Annotated in this window: 12 protein-coding genes and 1 pseudogene; 4 read left to right on the top strand and 9 right to left on the bottom strand. The window is 71.9% G+C overall.

The features are described 5' to 3' along the window. The first annotated feature begins 39 nt into the window (after positions 1-39). Entirely contained in the window at positions 40-2,361 is a 2,322-nt protein-coding gene (locus ACGFI7_RS26035; RefSeq protein WP_393409155.1) for a rhamnogalacturonan lyase, read from the top strand. Between the two features lie 81 nt (positions 2,362-2,442). On the opposite strand, the gene ACGFI7_RS26030 is transcribed toward ACGFI7_RS26035, so the two are convergent. Next, complete coding sequence (locus ACGFI7_RS26030; RefSeq protein ID WP_393409153.1) at positions 2,443-3,387, bottom strand: RNA-guided endonuclease InsQ/TnpB family protein; 945 nt, start codon at positions 3,385-3,387, stop codon at positions 2,443-2,445. Positions 3,388-3,768: 381 nt separating this feature from the next. Between ACGFI7_RS26030 and tnpA the strand changes: the two are divergent. Further along, positions 3,769-4,202 (top strand): annotated as a pseudogene (gene tnpA / locus ACGFI7_RS26025) (IS200/IS605 family transposase). Positions 4,203-4,228: 26 nt separating this feature from the next. Here tnpA and ACGFI7_RS26020 read toward each other — a convergent pair. The 4 genes from ACGFI7_RS26020 to ACGFI7_RS26005 form a co-directional block, all read right to left on the bottom strand. Beyond that, positions 4,229-4,411, bottom strand: coding sequence for a hypothetical protein (locus tag ACGFI7_RS26020; RefSeq protein WP_393409152.1), 183 nt, complete (start codon positions 4,409-4,411; stop codon positions 4,229-4,231). A 195-nt stretch (positions 4,412-4,606) separates the two neighbouring features. After that, entirely contained in the window at positions 4,607-5,623 is a 1,017-nt protein-coding gene (locus ACGFI7_RS26015) for an NAD(P)/FAD-dependent oxidoreductase (protein ID WP_393409151.1), read from the bottom strand. Then, positions 5,620-6,147 (bottom strand): isoprenylcysteine carboxyl methyltransferase family protein, encoded by a 528-nt coding sequence (locus tag ACGFI7_RS26010; protein WP_393409150.1) that lies wholly within the window; start codon positions 6,145-6,147, stop codon positions 5,620-5,622. Before ACGFI7_RS26010 ends, ACGFI7_RS26015 begins: the two co-directional genes overlap by 4 nt. A gap of 3 nt (positions 6,148-6,150) precedes the next feature. Next, positions 6,151-7,203: a type III polyketide synthase gene (locus tag ACGFI7_RS26005; protein WP_393409148.1), complete on the bottom strand. Its 1,053-nt coding sequence runs from the start codon at positions 7,201-7,203 to the stop codon at positions 6,151-6,153. Between the two features lie 158 nt (positions 7,204-7,361). On the opposite strand from ACGFI7_RS26005, the gene ACGFI7_RS26000 reads away from it, so the two are divergent. Then, the gene (locus ACGFI7_RS26000) at positions 7,362-8,213 is read left to right on the top strand and encodes a UbiA family prenyltransferase (protein WP_393409146.1); all 852 of its coding nucleotides are present in this window, start codon (positions 7,362-7,364) and stop codon (positions 8,211-8,213) included. A 13-nt stretch (positions 8,214-8,226) separates the two neighbouring features. Here the strand turns inward: ACGFI7_RS26000 and ACGFI7_RS25995 are convergent, their stop codons facing one another. From ACGFI7_RS25995 to ACGFI7_RS25980, 4 genes are read right to left on the bottom strand one after another with little or no spacing between them, the layout of a single operon-like run. Continuing rightward, entirely contained in the window at positions 8,227-9,375 is a 1,149-nt protein-coding gene (locus ACGFI7_RS25995; protein WP_393409144.1) for an NAD(P)/FAD-dependent oxidoreductase, read from the bottom strand. A gap of 32 nt (positions 9,376-9,407) precedes the next feature. Then, positions 9,408-10,304 (bottom strand): carbohydrate ABC transporter permease, encoded by an 897-nt coding sequence (locus ACGFI7_RS25990; protein WP_393409142.1) that lies wholly within the window; start codon positions 10,302-10,304, stop codon positions 9,408-9,410. Position 10,305: 1 nt separating this feature from the next. After that, positions 10,306-11,235, bottom strand: coding sequence for a carbohydrate ABC transporter permease (locus ACGFI7_RS25985; protein ID WP_393409140.1), 930 nt, complete (start codon positions 11,233-11,235; stop codon positions 10,306-10,308). Beyond that, complete coding sequence (locus ACGFI7_RS25980) at positions 11,232-12,539, bottom strand: extracellular solute-binding protein (protein WP_393409139.1); 1,308 nt, start codon at positions 12,537-12,539, stop codon at positions 11,232-11,234. The genes ACGFI7_RS25985 and ACGFI7_RS25980 overlap by 4 nt, the downstream gene beginning before the upstream one ends. Positions 12,540-12,863: 324 nt before the next feature. Here ACGFI7_RS25980 and ACGFI7_RS25975 point away from each other — a divergent pair, with 324 nt between their 5' ends. Further along, positions 12,864-15,296, top strand: a complete 2,433-nt coding sequence (locus ACGFI7_RS25975) for a glycoside hydrolase family 3 N-terminal domain-containing protein (protein ID WP_393409137.1) — start codon at positions 12,864-12,866, stop codon at positions 15,294-15,296. The last annotated feature ends 1 nt before the right edge of the window (position 15,297 follow it).

Genomic DNA, 15,297 nt, shown 5'->3' with positions numbered 1-15,297 from the left:
CCTCTTGACAAACGGTTGTTATATCGATTCAATCCGGGCATGCTTCCCCCTAGCAGCACACGCCGCTTACTGGCGGCCGCCTCCGCGGCCCTGCTCTCCCTGGCCCTCGCCGCCCCGCCCGTCCAGGCGGGCCACGACCGCCACCCCGGCGGCGTCCAGCTCGAACACCTCGACCGCGGGCTCGTCGCGGTCCCCACCGGCGAAGGCGTGTTCCTGAGCTGGCGACTCCTCGGCGACGAGGTCACCGGGCACGGCCCGCGCGGCATGACGGGCACCGACTTCCGCGTCTACCGCGACGGCCGGCCGATCGCCACCGTCACGGGCAGCACGAACCATCTGGACCGGGCCGGCACCGCCACGTCCTCCTACCGCGTCGCCCCGATCGAACGGGGGCGCGAGGGGAAACGCGGTCCTGCTGTGACGCCTTGGGTTGAATCGTTTCACGATCTTCCGCTGAAGAAGCCCGCCGACGGCGTCACCCCGGCCGGCGAGGCCTACACCTACTCGGCCAACGACCTGAGCGTCGGGGACGTCGACGGGGACGGGCAGTACGAGTACGTCGTCAAGTGGGACCCGTCCAACTCCAAGGACGTCTCCCAGCGCGGCTACACCGGCAACACCTACCTCGACACCTACGAGCTGGACGGCACCCTGCTGTGGCGGCTCGACCTGGGCGTCAACATCCGCTCCGGGGCCCACTACACCCAGTTCCTGGTCTACGACTTCGACGGCGACGGCCGCTCGGAGACCATGCTCAAGACCGCCCCCGGCACGAAGATCACCCGCTACGCCCGGGACGGCCGGGTGCTGTCGGAGCGCCACGTCACGATGCCCGCCAAGGACGTCAGGGCCGGATACTCGCACGCCGACGACTACCGCAAGAGCGCCGAGGACTACTTCGAGCACCTGGTCGGCCTGTTCCAGGGCTGGCACGAGCACCCCGAGGTGGTCGCCGGGCGCTGGCCCGCCACGCTGGAGCAGGCCTTCGGGATCGAGCCCAGGCACGCCTACCCGCTGTCCCGCGAGGCGGCCACGGATCTGGCGAACTACTTCGTCGACGTGTACGCCCCGGCCCGCAGTGGCAACAACCGGTTGCGGGAATTCGCCGGATATATCCTCACCGGTCCCGAATATCTCTCCGTGCTCGACGGCGCCACCGGCAAGGAACTGCAGACGATCCCGTACAAGCCCGGACGAGGCGACGACGGCCTCCTGTGGGGCGACTACGCCATGGCCAGGGTCGAGCCGGGCAACCGCGTCGACCGGTTCCTGTCGGCCGTCGCCTACCTCGACGGCCGGCGCCCGTCGGCGGTCTTCGCCCGCGGCTACTACACCCGCTCCACCCTGGTCGCCTACGACTGGAACGGCAGGCGGCTCAAGGAGGTCTGGTACGTCGACAGCGGCCACGTGCCGATGGACAACCCGTTCAACGCCTCCCCGCACGGCGTCGACGGCACCGACCCCGAGTACGCCACACTCACCACCCAGGGCTTCCACTCCCTGAGCGCCGCCGACGTGGACGGCGACGGCAAGCAGGAGATCGTGTACGGCGCCGCGACCATCGACGACGACGGCGACCTGCTGTACTCCTCGTTCGCCGAGGGCCCGCCCGGCAGCGCGGTGCCCGGCCAGAACGTGCGGCTCGGCCACGGCGACGCCATGCACGTCGCCGACCTCGACCCCGACCACGAGGGCCTGGAGATCTGGACCGTGCACGAGGGCGGCCGGTGGGCGCCGTACGGCTGGGCCATGCGCGCCGCCGCCACCGGCGAGGTGCTGTTCGGCGGCTACAGCGGCGTCGACACCGGCCGCGGCATGACCGGCGACGTCGACCCGGCCGTCCGGGGCATGGAAGCCTGGTCGTCCATGCCGCCCGACCAGGCCGTCGACGCCGGCCTCTGGTCGGCCCGCGGCGACTACCTCGGCCGGAACGTGCCCGGCACCAACATGAGCATCCGCTGGGCGGCCGACATGACCACCCAGATGATCAACGGCACCGCCACCACCGTGCTGCAGACGCCGACCGTCGACGACCACCGGCGCGGCACCCTGCTCACCGCCGAGGGCACGCTCACCAACAACTGGACCAAGGGCAACCCCGGCCTGGTCGCCGACGTGTTCGGCGACTGGCGCGAGGAACTGCTGGTGCGCACCACCGACAGCACCGCCGTCCGGATCTACGTGAGCACCGAGGTCACCGACCGCAAGCTCTACACGCTGATGCACGACCCGCAGTACCGGGCCGAGATCGCGCGCCAGCAGACCACCTACAACCAGCCCGCCTACCCGAGCTTCTACCTGGCCTCGGACATCGACTGGTCGAAGGTGCCGATCCCGCGCATCCGCACGCCCCGCCGCTAGCCGCCTACAGCTTCAGCTCCAGCTGGATCCATTGAACTCCTCTCCGGCCTGAAGGCCGGAGACTCTCCCGTCACACCGTGGTTAAGCGGCGTGCGGGGGTTGACGCTTCGCAGACCGCCCAACGGTGAGGTCTCCACGTCCTGACACCGCAGTCCCTGCGGCGTGCTCGATATTGATCGCGGCGTTGATATCGGCGTGGCCGGCCCAGCCGCAGCCGGGGTCGGTGCAAGCGAAACGGATGCCCTGACGTGCTGCCGGGTCGCGATGCCCGCACCGGTGGCAGGTCTGCGACGTGCCCGCCGCGGGCACTTTGACCACCTTCCCGCCCCGGCCGGCGCTCTTGTACTCCATCAAGGTGACCCCCCGGCCCCACGCCTCGCCGCTGATCGACCGGTTCAGCCCGGCCTTTTGCGCAACATTTCTTCCGGGGGCTTCGATCGTGCCCTTCGCCGAGCGGACCATGCCGGGGATCTTCAAATCCTCCACCACGATCAGGCTGAAGGTGTCAGCGAGTTCGGTGGTGGTCTGATGCTGCCAGTCGAGGGCGCGACGCTTGGCTATCGCGCGTACCCTGCCGATCTGGGCGTAGGTGCGGGCCAGCCGATGCGAGACCGGCCGGCCCTGCGGCCGGCCCTGCGGCCGGCCCTGCGGCCGGCCCTGCGCTCGGGTGGCCCGCTGCCGGGCTGATTTCTTCTCCAGGCGGCGCAGGTGCTCGCGTTCGCCCCGGCTCAGCCAGGGCTGGTGCTCGCGTGTGGTGCCGTCCGACAATGCCAGAGCGACAGTGACGCCCCGGTCGATTCCCACCGCCGGACCCGGATGCGCCTGCCGGAGGGCGGGGAGCAGGGTTTCGGTGCGGAACACGATGGACCAGCCGAACGCGTTCTTGACCAGCCTGGCTCCGGTGATGCGTCCTTGCGGGCCGCCCCGGGTGACGCCCGGCAGGTCCTTGGTCCAGCGGAACCGGACGCGGCCTATTTTGGGGAGGTTCACCTCGCCCCAGCGCCGGTTGATCCGCTGGACCTGCAAGTCGCGGGCTTGCGGGACTGCACTGCGCCATCCGGGTATGGGACCGGCCCTTGAACGTCGGGCGCCGGGCCGGGTGGCCGGGGTTGAAGAAGTTCGCCCACGCTTGGCGGTAGGTCTTCAGCACCGCTTGCGCTGCTTGGGCGGGGAGCCGGGCCAGCCAGTCGATCTCGTGGCGGGCTTGGCGTATCGCGGTGTCGCATTCCTTCAGCGAGGCGAAGCGGCCTTGGCGGAAGGTGAAGTACTCGTGCAGCAGGTTCCACAGGGCGCGAGCGGCATGGGCTTGACCGTCGATCACGGCGGCCTGGGCTGCGCTGAGGTCGAGTCGCGCCACGTGTGCCCGCGTCTGCTCCACCCGCTCCACCCGCTGATCGTATCCTTTGGTTGAGGTCACCGCGACGGCAGCCGAATCCTGATGTCCGTACCGGCCGGCAGGTTGTCTACCATCTGCACGCTTATTTGGTGTTCGTCATGAAGTGCCGCCGCGGGGTGTTCACTGACGAGATGCTGGTCCGTTGCGAGGAACTCATGCGCCAGGTCTGCGCCGGTTTCGAGGTCGGGCTTCGCGAGTTCAACGGCGGACACGGGCCGCGTCTGCCCGCTGGTTCACTATCCGCCCAAGATCGCTGTGTCCAAGCTGGTCAACAGTCTCAAGGGAGTCTCGGCGCGGATGCTGCGCAAGGAATACGCACCCCACGTCAGGAGGCATTGTGCAGGGCGGTCATTTCCGGTCCGGCTCCTCCTTCGCCGGGAGCGTCGGCGGCGCACCGCTCACCGTGCTCAAGCAGTACATCGAGCAGCAGAAACGACCCGTCTGAGGTTGGACCACGGACACGCTGACAGGTCAGAGCACACTCGCGCCCTGGCGGGCACTCCCGCGTGGGCCTTCACCCCCGGCGTGAACGCCGGAGCACTGGCCCACAGTTCGGTAGAGCAGCTGGTTGTCGGCCACGATCTGGGCGCCCTGGACGGGCTTGCCGTCGGTGCCGACCACCCGGCCCTTGAGCACTCCTGGCTCGACTCCCACGGTGTTCCCCTCCTGCTCCACAGCACTTTCCGTCCGGCCTCTCACCTGCGACTCCTCGGCTATCGGACCCATCGGGGTGATCACACAACCACTCAGGCAAACCAGCAGCGCGCCCAGCGGCGCCACGCGTCTCATGGCGGATCACCGTAGATCGCTCAACTTGCAGCGGGCTTGGATCCCATCGGAGCCGGCGGCTCAGGCCAGCAGGCGGACGATCGACGTGAACACCCCCGGCAGGCCCCGGGCCGCGGGCACCACCAGCCGTGCCGTGCCCGGCCGCCGCGCGACCTGCACCAGCGCGCCCGTGAGCAGCCGGTGGGTGCGCGACAGCCGCCGCCACCCGCGCTCGTAGTCCTGCGGCCGGTCCTCCGCCAGGCAGCGCGCCAGGATCTCCGCCGAGCGCACGGCCAGCGACACGCCCTCGCCGGTGAGCGCGTCCACGTAACCGGCCGCGTCGCCCACCAGCAGGACCCGCCCGGCGCGCCGCGCCCGCGCCCGCTGACGGAACGGCCCGGCGCCGCGCACCGGCGTCACGGCCGGCCCGCGCAGCCGCCCCGCCAGACCGCCGAACCCCGCCAGCTGCTCCTCGTACGGCCGCCGCGCCGAGCTGAGGATCGCCACGCCCACCAGCTCGTCGCCCACCGGGGTGACGTACGCCTCGCCCCCGCCCCTCGACCAGTGCACCTCCACGAAGTCGGTCCACGGCGCCACCCGGTAGTGCCGGCGCAGCCCGTACCGGCGCACCCCGCCCGCGGGCGCGTCCAGCCCCAGGTGGCGGCGGAGCGGCGAGTGCAGCCCGTCCGCAGCCACCAGCCAGCGCGCCCGCAGCCCGGCGGCCTCCACCCCGTCGCGGTCCTGGACCACATGGGTGATGCGGCCGGTGACCGTCTTCACGCCGAGCTCGGCGGCCCGCCGGGCCAGCGCGTCGTGCAGGGCGACCCGCCGCGCGCCCAGCCCCGTCGCGGGCCCGAACGTCGCGCGGACCGTCCGCCGGTCGTCGAGGTAGTGGATGCCGCGCAGCGGGCGTCCCGGCACCGTCACCCCCATCGCGGCCAGCGCCGCCACGCCGCCGGGCATGATGCCCTCGCCGCACGCCTTGTCGACCGGGCCGGTGCGCGGCTCGACCACGACCGCCTCCATGCCGAGCAGCGCCGCGTGGACGGCCGTCGCCAGGCCCGCCGGCCCGCCGCCGGCGACCAGCACGTCGATCACGTGGCGGGCCGCCCGGCCAGGGCGAGTGCCGCGTTCTCGGTGCGGATGCGCACCGACAGCAGCGCCGCGTTCAGCACGGTGAACACCAGCGCCGTCACCCACGCCGTGTGCACCAGCGGCAGCGCGAACCCCTCCACGACCACCGCCACGTAGTTCGGGTGACGCAGCCAGGAAAGCCGGTACGGGCCGCGCGTCACCAGCGGCAGCCCCGGTATCACGATCACCTTCGTGTTCCAGCGCGGCCCGAGCGCGGTGATGCACCACCAGCGCAGCCCCTGGGCGGCCAGCACGAGGGCGAGCATCGGCCAGCCGAGCAGAGGCAGGAACGGCCGCCCGGCCAGCCACACCTCCAGCGGCGCGCCGGCCAGCAGCGCGGTGTGCAGCAGCACCATCCACGGGTAGTGGCCGCGGCCGTGCTCCACGCCGCCGCGGGCCAGGCTCCAGGCGGCGTTGCGCTTGGAGACGACCAGTTCGGCCAGCCGCTCCAGGCCGACCAGCAGGATGAGAACCAGATACCAGACCATGGGTCACCAGCGCAGCAGGACGAGTTCCGAACAGAAACCGGGGCCCATCGCGATGAGCACCCCCCACGTGCCGGGCTCGGGCCGCCGCGTCGCGAGCGTCTCGCCCAGCACGTGCAGCACCGAGGCCGACGACAGGTTGCCGTTGGCCGCCAGCGAGCGCCAGGTGACGTCGAGCGCGCCGGCCGGCAGGCCGAGCGTCTCCGCCACGGCCTCCAGCACCTTCGGGCCGCCCGGATGGCACACCCACGCCGACACCTCGTCCGCCGTCACCCCGTGGTCGGCGAGGAAGGCGTGCACGTCGTCGGCCAGGTAGCGGCGCACCACCTCGGGCACCCCGGCGTCCAGCACCACCCGCAGCCCGCCGGCGCTCACCTGCCAGCCCATGACGTGCTCGGAATCCGGATAGAGATGGCTCCGGCTGGCCACCACCGTGGGGCCGCTCGTCGTACGGCCGTCACCGCAGGCGACCACGGCCGCGGCGCCGTCGCCGAAGAGCGCGCTCGCGACCAGCCCGGCGGGCGAGCCGTCGCCGCGCTGCACGGTGAGCGAGCACAGCTCCACCGACAGCAGCACCGCCACGTGGTCCGGCCAGCCGCGCAGGTAGTCGTGCAGCCGGGCCACCCCGGCCGCGCCCGCGACGCAGCCCAGCCCGAAGACCGGCAGCCGCTTGACGTCCGGCCGCAGGCCCAGCGCGCCCGCCAGCCGGGCGTCGATCGACGGCACGGCGATGCCGGTCACCGACGTGAACATGATCATGTCGACGTCCGCCGGGCTCAGACCGGCGCCGTCCAGCGCCGCGCGGACGCTCTCCAGCCCCAGCTCGACCGCCGTGGTCACGTAGGCGTCATTGGCGGCGCCGAAGCCGTCGAGCTTCTCGTACTCCTCGATCGGCAGGGCCAGGTTGCGGTGCTCGACGCGGGCGCTGCGGTGCAGCCGGTCGAGCAGGCGGCGGTCGGCGTTCTCCGGCAGGCAGACCCGGGCCGCCATGTCGGTCAGCTCGGCCTGAGGGTATCGATGCGGAGGGAAGGCGCAGCGTACTGCGGCGATATGGGTCAATGAGGGCTCCCCTGGGCGGGCGGCCGAAAACTCTCGTCGATGCCACGGTTCCCCTCAGGATGATCGCCTAAGCCACGGGGGATCGTCTTCCCCGAGGAACGGCTGGTCAAGGCGGGTCAATTCGCCCGTGTCGCCGGGGCCGCGAGTAGCATCGGGCCATGACGGAGGGCCGGCGCCGGATGATCGCGGGGCTGGCGCGCGGCTGCCATCCCGGCCCGACCGTGGCGGTCACCGCTCTGGTGACCGCGCTCGCGGCGGCGGCCGGGCACGACGCCGCCGGGTGCCTGCTGGTGGGGCTCGCGGTGCTGTCGGGCCAGTTGTCGATCGGCTGGTGCAACGACGCGGCCGACGCCGGCCGTGACCTGGCCGCGGGCCGCACGGACAAGCCCGTGGTCGACGGCACGATCACGCCCAGGGCCCTCCGGGTCGCTGCGGTGGTGGCGCTGGTCTGCTGTGTGCCGCTCTCGCTCGCCTCGGGGCTGCTCGCCGGGTCCGCGCATCTCGCCGGGGTGCTCGCCGCGTGGGCCTACGACCTGGGGGTGAAGGCGACCGCGCTGTCGTGGGCGCCGTACGCGGTCGGGTTCGGGGTGCTGCCCGCGTTCGTGACGCTGGGGCTGCCGGGGGAGCCGTGGCCCGCCTGGTGGGCGACGGCCGCGGCCGCCCTGCTCGGCGTGGGCGCCCACCTGGCCAACGTGCTGCCGGACCTGGCCGACGACCTGGCGACGGGCGTGCGCGGCTGGCCGCAGCGGCTCGGACCGGCCCGCCTGCGCGCCCTCCTGCCGCTCCCGCTCCTGGCCGCCACCTGCCTGCTCGCCTTCGGGCCGGTCTTCCCCGCGCTCGCCCGTACGAGCCCGCTGGGCTGGGCGGCGCTGGCCACGGCCGCGGTGCTCGCCGCCGCCGGCATCCTGCCGGCCCGGCGGCGCCCGCGCCTGCCCTTCCTGGCGGCCATCGCCGTGGCGGGCGTCGACGTCGCCCTCCTGCTGGCCGAAGGCGGCTCCCTCACGTCCTGACGGCGACCGGTCCTCAGCGCCGGCGTACGGAGTCGCGCAGCCAGCGTGAGGCCACCGCGTACGCCAGCGGCGCCGGCACCGTCCCCGCCCCCAGTCCCACCTCCACCAGCAGGTCGAACACCTCCTTGCGGTGGGCGGCGGTGGCGATGGCGGCGTCGATGAACCCCGGCGACTGCGCCAGCCTGGCCAGCACGTCTGTCGTCCGCAGATGCCGGCCCAGCGCCCCGCGCAGCGCCTTCCGGTAGACGGGCAGCGGGTCGCCGGGCGCGGCGACGGCCGCCTCCCCGGCCAGCCGCCCCGACAGCAGCGCGTAGTAGATCCCCTCGCCGGTCAGCGGGTTGATCAGGCTGGCCGCGTCCCCGGCCAGCAGCACCCGCCCGGCCCCTGGCGCCGGCCGGCCGGTGGACAGCGGCAGATGGTGGGCGCGCAGGTCACGGGCGGGCCGGTCGGGCAGCAGCTCCGCGAGCCTGCCGTGCAGCACCCGCCGCCCCGGCAGCCCGGTCGCGTGCAGCCGGGGCAGCAGCATCCCGAACCCGACGTTCGCGGTGCCGTCGCCGACCGGGAACGACCACGCGTACGCCGGCCAGCCGGCCCGCTGCATGGCGATGAGCTGGACGTCGTCCTCGTCCGGCACGTCCGCGTACCCGCGCACCGCGATGGCCGTGTGCCGGTCGGGCGAGACCGGCAGCCCGATCAGCCGCCGGACCGCCGAGTTGGCCCCGTCGGCGGCGACCACGACCCGCGCCCGGATCCGGCCGTCGACCACGACCACCGGCCCCGAGCCCGTCAGCTCCCTGACCCGGTGCAGCCGCACCTCGGCCCCCGCCGCGCGGACGGCCTCGACCAGGCGGGCGTCGAACACCCGGCGCGGCACCACGTGATTGGGCCGCGCCGCCGTCGCCGACACCCGGGTCCCGCCGGGGGAGACCACGGTCAGGCGGGGCGTCGGCCGGTAGTCGTCGATGAGCCCCGGCACCCCCAGCCTGGCCAGCTCGTCCCGGCCGTGGGCGGCGATGCCGTCGCCGCATGCCTTGTCGCGGGGGAAGCCCGCCTTGTCCAGCACCAGCACCCGGATGCCGGGCCGCCGCCGCAGGGCGCCGAGCGCCGCCGCTGAACCGGCGGGCCCGGCGCCCACGATCACGAGATCCCACACGCCCTCCATGGGAGGACTTGTGCCCCTGTACGGGACTCAGATCACTTGCCGAAGCCGGCCGTCAGGCCGCTCAGCAGCTGGCGGCGGCCCACCACGTACAGGACCAGGATCGGCAGCGTGGTCAGCACCACGGAGGCGAGCACCGCGGGCACGTTCACGCTGTACTGCCCCTGGAACGTCCAGAGCGCCAGCGGCAGCGTGCGCTTGTCGGGGCTCTGCGTCAGGATCACCGGCAGCAGGAACCCGTTCCAGATCTGCAGCGCGTTGTAGATCGACACCGTCACGACGGCCGGCCGGGTCAGCGGGAAGGCCAGGCGCCAGAGCGTGGTCTGCTCGCTCGCCCCGTCGAGCCGCATCGACTCGAACAGCTCCTTCGGCACGTCCCGGATGAAGTTGGCCAGCACCAGCACCGACAGCGGGATCGCGAACGCGATCGACGGCAGGATCAGCGCCAGCAGGCTGTCGTACAGGTGGAGCCTGATGATGATCAGGTAGATCGGGATGACCGTCGCCTGGAGCGGGATGGCCAGTCCCATGAGGAAGAGCCAGTTGACCGACTTCAGGAAGCGGTTCTGGCTGGCCCGCACGATCGCGTAGGCGGCCATGAACGAGAACAGCACCGCCGGGACCACCGAGCCGACGGCGACGATCAGGCTGTTGAGGAAGTAGAGCGGGAAGTCGGACTCGATGACCAGCCGGTAGTTGTCGAGCGTCGGCTCGGTCGGCGGGGCCATCGGGTTCGACAGGTAGTAGTGGCTCTGCGACTTGAAGCTGGTGACGATCACCCAGTAGATCGGGACGATCACGATCGCCAGCCAGATCCACGAGATGGTGCCGCCGAGCCAGTTCTTCGACTCGCGCGGCCTGCTCCTGCGGCGGCGCCGCCCGGAGGGCCCTGCCAGCAGGTGTTCGGGCTTGTCGGTCATCGTCGTCGCCATGTCAGGCCCCCTCGAGCTGGCTGGCGCTGGCGTCACGGCCGCCGAGCCGGCGCAGGAGCAGCGCCAGGGCGAGGCCGACGAGGACGAGGATCACGGCGATGGCGCTGGCCGGGCCCATGAGGTTGGCCTGGTAGCCCCGCTTGTACATGTCGAGCGCCAGCACGCGGGTGGCGTCGCCGGGCCCGCCCGCCGTCAGCACGAAGATCAGGTCGAAGAGCGTCAGCGAGCCGACCACCATGAGCGTGGAGGACGTGATGATCGTGTACTTCAGCTGCGGCAGGGTGATGCTGAAGAACTTCCGCACCCGCCCCGCGCCGTCGAGCTCCGCCGCCTCGTACATGGAGCGCGGGATCTGCCGCACCCCGCCCTGGTAGAGCAGCGAGTGGAACGGGATGAACTGCCAGGACACGATGAAGATCACGACCCCGACGGCGAGCGTGCCCTCGCCGAGCCAGTCCTGCGTCAGGAACTCCAGGCCGAGACCGGCGCCGAGACCGAAGTTCGGGTCGAGCAGCGCCTTGTACGTGATCGCGATCGCGGCCGAGCTGAGCAGCAGCGGGATGAAGTAGAGCACCGCGAGCAGCGCGCGGTAGCGCTGCTGCCCGGCCAGGAAGACCCCGATGAGGATGCTGGCCGGCGTCTGGACCAGCCACGACAGGGCCATGATCAGGAACGTCACCCACAGGGCGTGCGGCAGCCCCGGATCGCTCAGCACCGCGCTCCAGCTCGTCAGCCCGCTGAAGGAGATCTCCGGGCTGAGGCCGTCCCACGTGGTGAAGCTCAACGCCAGCACCCCGAGCAGGGGGATCACGCCGAAGCCCACGAAGACGAGCAGGGCGGGGACCGCCAGCCACGCGAGGGCACCGCTGCCGCGCACGCGGGTGGCGGCAGACGGTTTCCCTGCGGGTGGAACGGTGACGATCGTGCTCACTTGCCGATGACCGCGTTCATGTTGGTGGCGAACTCCTGCGGCCCGATCGACAGCTGGAACAGCTTGGCGATGTTGTCGAGCAGCACCTCGGCGGCGGTCGGGCTGAGCGCCTGGTCCCACGACTGCTGGAACACCTTGGCGTTGTTGGCGATGCCGACGACGAAGTTGAGGAAGTCGGCGTCCTCGGAGTTGGTGAAGAACTTCTCCGAGCCCTTGATGACGGGGACCGCGCCGGTCGACACCCACTCCTCGGCCGACTTGTCGCTGATGAGCTCGGTGGAGAAGAACTTCTTGGCGATCTCCTTCTGCTCGGCCGTGGCCTTGGAGGAGATCGACATGTACTGGCCGGGGTTGCCGACGGTGTTGCCGGGGTCGCCCTTGCCGCCGTCGATGGGCGGGAAGTTCATGTAGCCGAGGTTACCGCCGGAGACGAAGTCGCCACCGTCCTGCTTCATGCTGCCGTAGGTCCAGCCGCCGTGGAGCATCATCGCGGCCTTGCCGGTGTAGAGCAGCGCCTGGTCGGCGTTGGAGTCGGCGGTGATCGAGGAGAAGCCCTTGATGAAGCCGTCGGCCTTGATCAGGTCCTGCATCTTGGTCAGCGCGTCGATGGCGACGGGGTTGTTCCAGGCGTCCTTCTCGGCGTCGAACACGGCCTGGAACACCTCGGGGCCGCCCATGCGGTCGAAGAGGAACTCCAGCCACATCATGTTGGTCCAGCGCGACTGCCCGCCCAGCGAGAACGGCGCGATGCCCTTGGCGTTGAACTTGGGCACCAGGTCCATGATGTCGCCCCACGACTGGGGCGGCTCGGCGCCGATCTTCTCGAAGGCCCGCTTGTCGTAGTACAGGACGATCGGCTGCATCGTCTCGCAGGGCATCGCGTAGACCTTGCCGTCGACCGTCGCGGCGCCGAAGGACGAGGGGAACAGCTTGTCCTTGACGGCCGCGTTCTCGTCGAACCACGAGGTGAGGTCCTCGACCTGGCCCGCCTGCACGTAGCTGCGCAGGCCGCCGCCGCCCCAGCCCCAGATGATGGTGGGCGCCTCGCCCGCGCCGATCGCGGTCTTGATCTTCGTCTTGAACGCGTCGTTCTGGAAGGTGGTGAACTCGAGCTGGCCGTTCGGGTTGGCCTGGTTGAACCGTTCGGCGGTGCGCCGGCGCACCCCCTCCTGCGGCTCGGTCGACAAGAACCAGTAGCTGGCCTTCGCGCCACCGCCACCGCTGGCACCGCCGCCACCGGTGCTGCCGGGGCCGGAGGTGCCGCAGGCGGCGAGCGCGGCCCCCAGGGGCAGGCCCATCGACATGGCTAGGAAGGTGCGGCGAGACGTTGTCCTGGACTCCACGCTGATCTCCGTACTCGAACGCCGGGGGGATGGGGCCGCGGCTCCACAGTGTCGAAACATTTTCGAAACGACCGCGTGGCACGCCAATCTAGATTTCGGCCGCAGGGGTGTCAACCTCTCCCAGCACGAAAACTCCCCCTCGGCAAGAGCGTAACGAGTGAGATACGCTCGCACGGGCGCCACGCTGGGTGATCTGGAGACGAGAGCGCTCCCACGAGACCACCTCCGCAGGCATCCGAAATGTTTCGAAACTTTGCGGCAAGAGCCGCCTCTAAGGAGACCTGAATGACGGCTCTCGATCGGACGTCCGCGGCGGGCCAAGCCCTGCGCGCGTGGCAGGATCCGGCGCTTCCGGTGGCAGCGCGGGTGGACGCCCTGCTGGCGGAGATGACGGTGGAGGAGAAGGTGGCCCAGCTGGGCAGCCGGTGGGAGGGCAACACCATGGGCGAGCCCCTCCCCGCCCCCGATCCCGACAGGGGAGACGCCGACGAAGGGGGCACCGGCAACGTGGCCCCGCTGCAGGACGCCTTCGCCGCCGCGAACAGCTCCTCGTTCCGGGAGGCGGTCAGCCGCGGCATCGGGCACCTGACCCGGGTGCACGGCAGCCGGCCGGTGACCCCCGCGGAGGGCGCCGCCGAGGTGGTCCGGTTGCAGCGTGAGGTGATCGAGCAGTCCAGGCTCGGCATCCCGGCCCTCGTCCACGAGGAATGCCTGACCGGTTTCACCACTTACGGCGCGACCGTCTACCCGGCGGCGATCGCCTGGGCCGCCACGTTCGACCCCGCCCTGGTGGCCCGGATGGGCGCCGCGATCGGCGGCGACATGCGGGCCGTCGGCGTGCACCAGGGCCTGGCGCCGGTGCTGGACGTGGTGCGCGACTACCGCTGGGGCCGGGTCGAGGAGACCATGGGCGAGGACCCGTACCTCGTCTCGATGATCGGCTCGGCGTACGTGCGCGGCCTGGAGGACGCGGGCGTCATCGCCACGCTCAAGCACTTCGCCGGCTACTCCGCCTCGCGGGCGGCGCGCAACCACGGCCCGGTGCCGATGGGCCGGCGCGAGCTGATGGACATGATCCTGCCGCCGTTCGAGACGGCCATCGAGCTGGGCGGCGCCCGCTCGGTGATGAACTCCTACTCCGACGTCGACGGTGTCCCCGCCGCCACCGACCCGTGGTTGCTGACCGAGGTGCTCCGCGGCGACTGGGGCTTCACCGGCACCGTCGTCTCCGACTACTGGTCGATCCCGTTCCTGGCCACCATGCACCTCGTCGCCGCCGACGCCGGGGAGGCGGGAGTCCAGGCGCTCACGGCCGGCCTCGACGTCGAGCTGCCCGACACGCTCGGCTTCGGCCAGCACCTGGCCGAACGGGTGCGCCGCGGCGAGCTGCCCGAGGAGCTGATCGACCGGGCGGCGCGCCGCCTGCTCACCCAGAAGGTGCAGCTGGGCCTCTTCGACCCCGGCTGGACCCCCGAATCCTCCGTGGCCGGTGCCGCCACCGTCGAGCTGGACTCGCAGGCCAATCGGGAGCTGGCCCGCGAACTGGCCGAGCGGTCCGTCATCCTGCTGGACGCCGGCAGCGCGCTGCCCCTGCTCGGCGAGGACCGCGCCGCGCCGGGCCGGATCGCCGTCGTCGGGCCGTGCGCCGACGACCCGCGCACGTTCATGGGCTGCTACGCCTTCCCCAACCACGTGCTGCCCCGCTACCCCGGCCTCGGGCTGGGCGTCGACGCGCCGAGCGTGCTCGACGCGCTCCGCGCCGAGCTGCCCGGCGCCGAGATCGCCTACGAGCGCGGCTGCGACGTGCGCGAGCAGGACCGCTCCGGGTTCGCCGCCGCCGCCGACGCCGCCCGCGCCGCCGACCTGTGCGTGGCCGTCGTCGGCGACCTGGCCGGCATGTTCGGCCAGGGCACGTCCGGCGAGGGCTGCGACGCCGACGACCTGCGCCTGCCCGGCGTCCAGGAGGACCTGGTGGCCGAGCTCGCCGCCACCGGCACCCCGGTCGTGGTGGTCGTCGTCTCCGGCCGCCCGTACGCGCTCGGCGAGGTCCAGCCCAGAGCGGCCGGGCTCGTCCAGGCGTTCATGCCCGGCGAGCAGGGCGGCGCGGCCATCGCCGGCGTGCTGTCCGGCCGCGTCCAGCCCGGCGGCAGGCTCCCGGTGCAGATCCCGCGCACCCCCGGCGGCCAGCCGCACACCTACCTGCAACCGCCGCTCGGCGCCGACAGCGACGGCATCAGCAACCTCGACCCGACCCCGCTCTTCCCCTTCGGGTACGGGACCTCGTACACCTCCTTCGAGCTCGGAGACTTCCACATCAGCGACACCGAGGTGCCCACCGACGGGGAGTTCACCGTGACGGTCCGGGTCCGCAACACCGGCGAGCGCGCCGGCGACGAGGTCGTCCAGCTCTACCTGCACGACGTGCTCGCCCAGGTCACCCGGCCGGTGCGGCAGCTCGCCGGGTTCGCCAGGGTCAGCCTGGAGCCGGGCGAGGCCGCCGACGTGCGCTTCCAGGTACACGCCGACCGCACCGCGTTCACCGGCCGCGACCTGAAGCGGATCGTCGAACCCGGCGACATCGAGGTGCTCGTCGGCACCTCCGCACGCGACCTGCCGTGCGCCGGCACCGTCCGGCTCACCGGGCCGCTGCGGGTCGTCGGCCACGATCGGCGGCTGCACACACCGGTGGACGTGCACCCGGCGGCGGAGCGCGTCTAGC

Origin of the sequence: Nonomuraea sp. NPDC048826 (genome assembly GCF_043198225.1) — a bacterium.
Taxonomy (GTDB): domain Bacteria; phylum Actinomycetota; class Actinomycetes; order Streptosporangiales; family Streptosporangiaceae; genus Nonomuraea.
This window is presented reverse-complemented; position numbering and strand designations above follow the sequence as displayed.

Excerpts from the sequence above, each read along its gene's own strand:
- ACGFI7_RS25980 (WP_393409139.1), bottom strand. The coding sequence starts at position 12,539 with ATGTCGATGGGCCTGCCCCTGGGGGCCGCGCTCGCCGCCTGCGGCACC.
- ACGFI7_RS25990 (WP_393409142.1), bottom strand. The coding sequence starts at position 10,304 with ATGGCGACGACGATGACCGACAAGCCCGAACACCTGCTGGCAGGGCCC.
- ACGFI7_RS25995 (WP_393409144.1), bottom strand. The coding sequence starts at position 9,375 with ATGGAGGGCGTGTGGGATCTCGTGATCGTGGGCGCCGGGCCCGCCGGT.
- ACGFI7_RS26000 (WP_393409146.1), top strand. The coding sequence starts at position 7,362 with ATGACGGAGGGCCGGCGCCGGATGATCGCGGGGCTGGCGCGCGGCTGC.
- ACGFI7_RS26010 (WP_393409150.1), bottom strand. The coding sequence starts at position 6,147 with ATGGTCTGGTATCTGGTTCTCATCCTGCTGGTCGGCCTGGAGCGGCTG.
- ACGFI7_RS26035 (WP_393409155.1), top strand. The coding sequence starts at position 40 with ATGCTTCCCCCTAGCAGCACACGCCGCTTACTGGCGGCCGCCTCCGCG.
- ACGFI7_RS25975 (WP_393409137.1), top strand. The coding sequence starts at position 12,864 with ATGACGGCTCTCGATCGGACGTCCGCGGCGGGCCAAGCCCTGCGCGCG.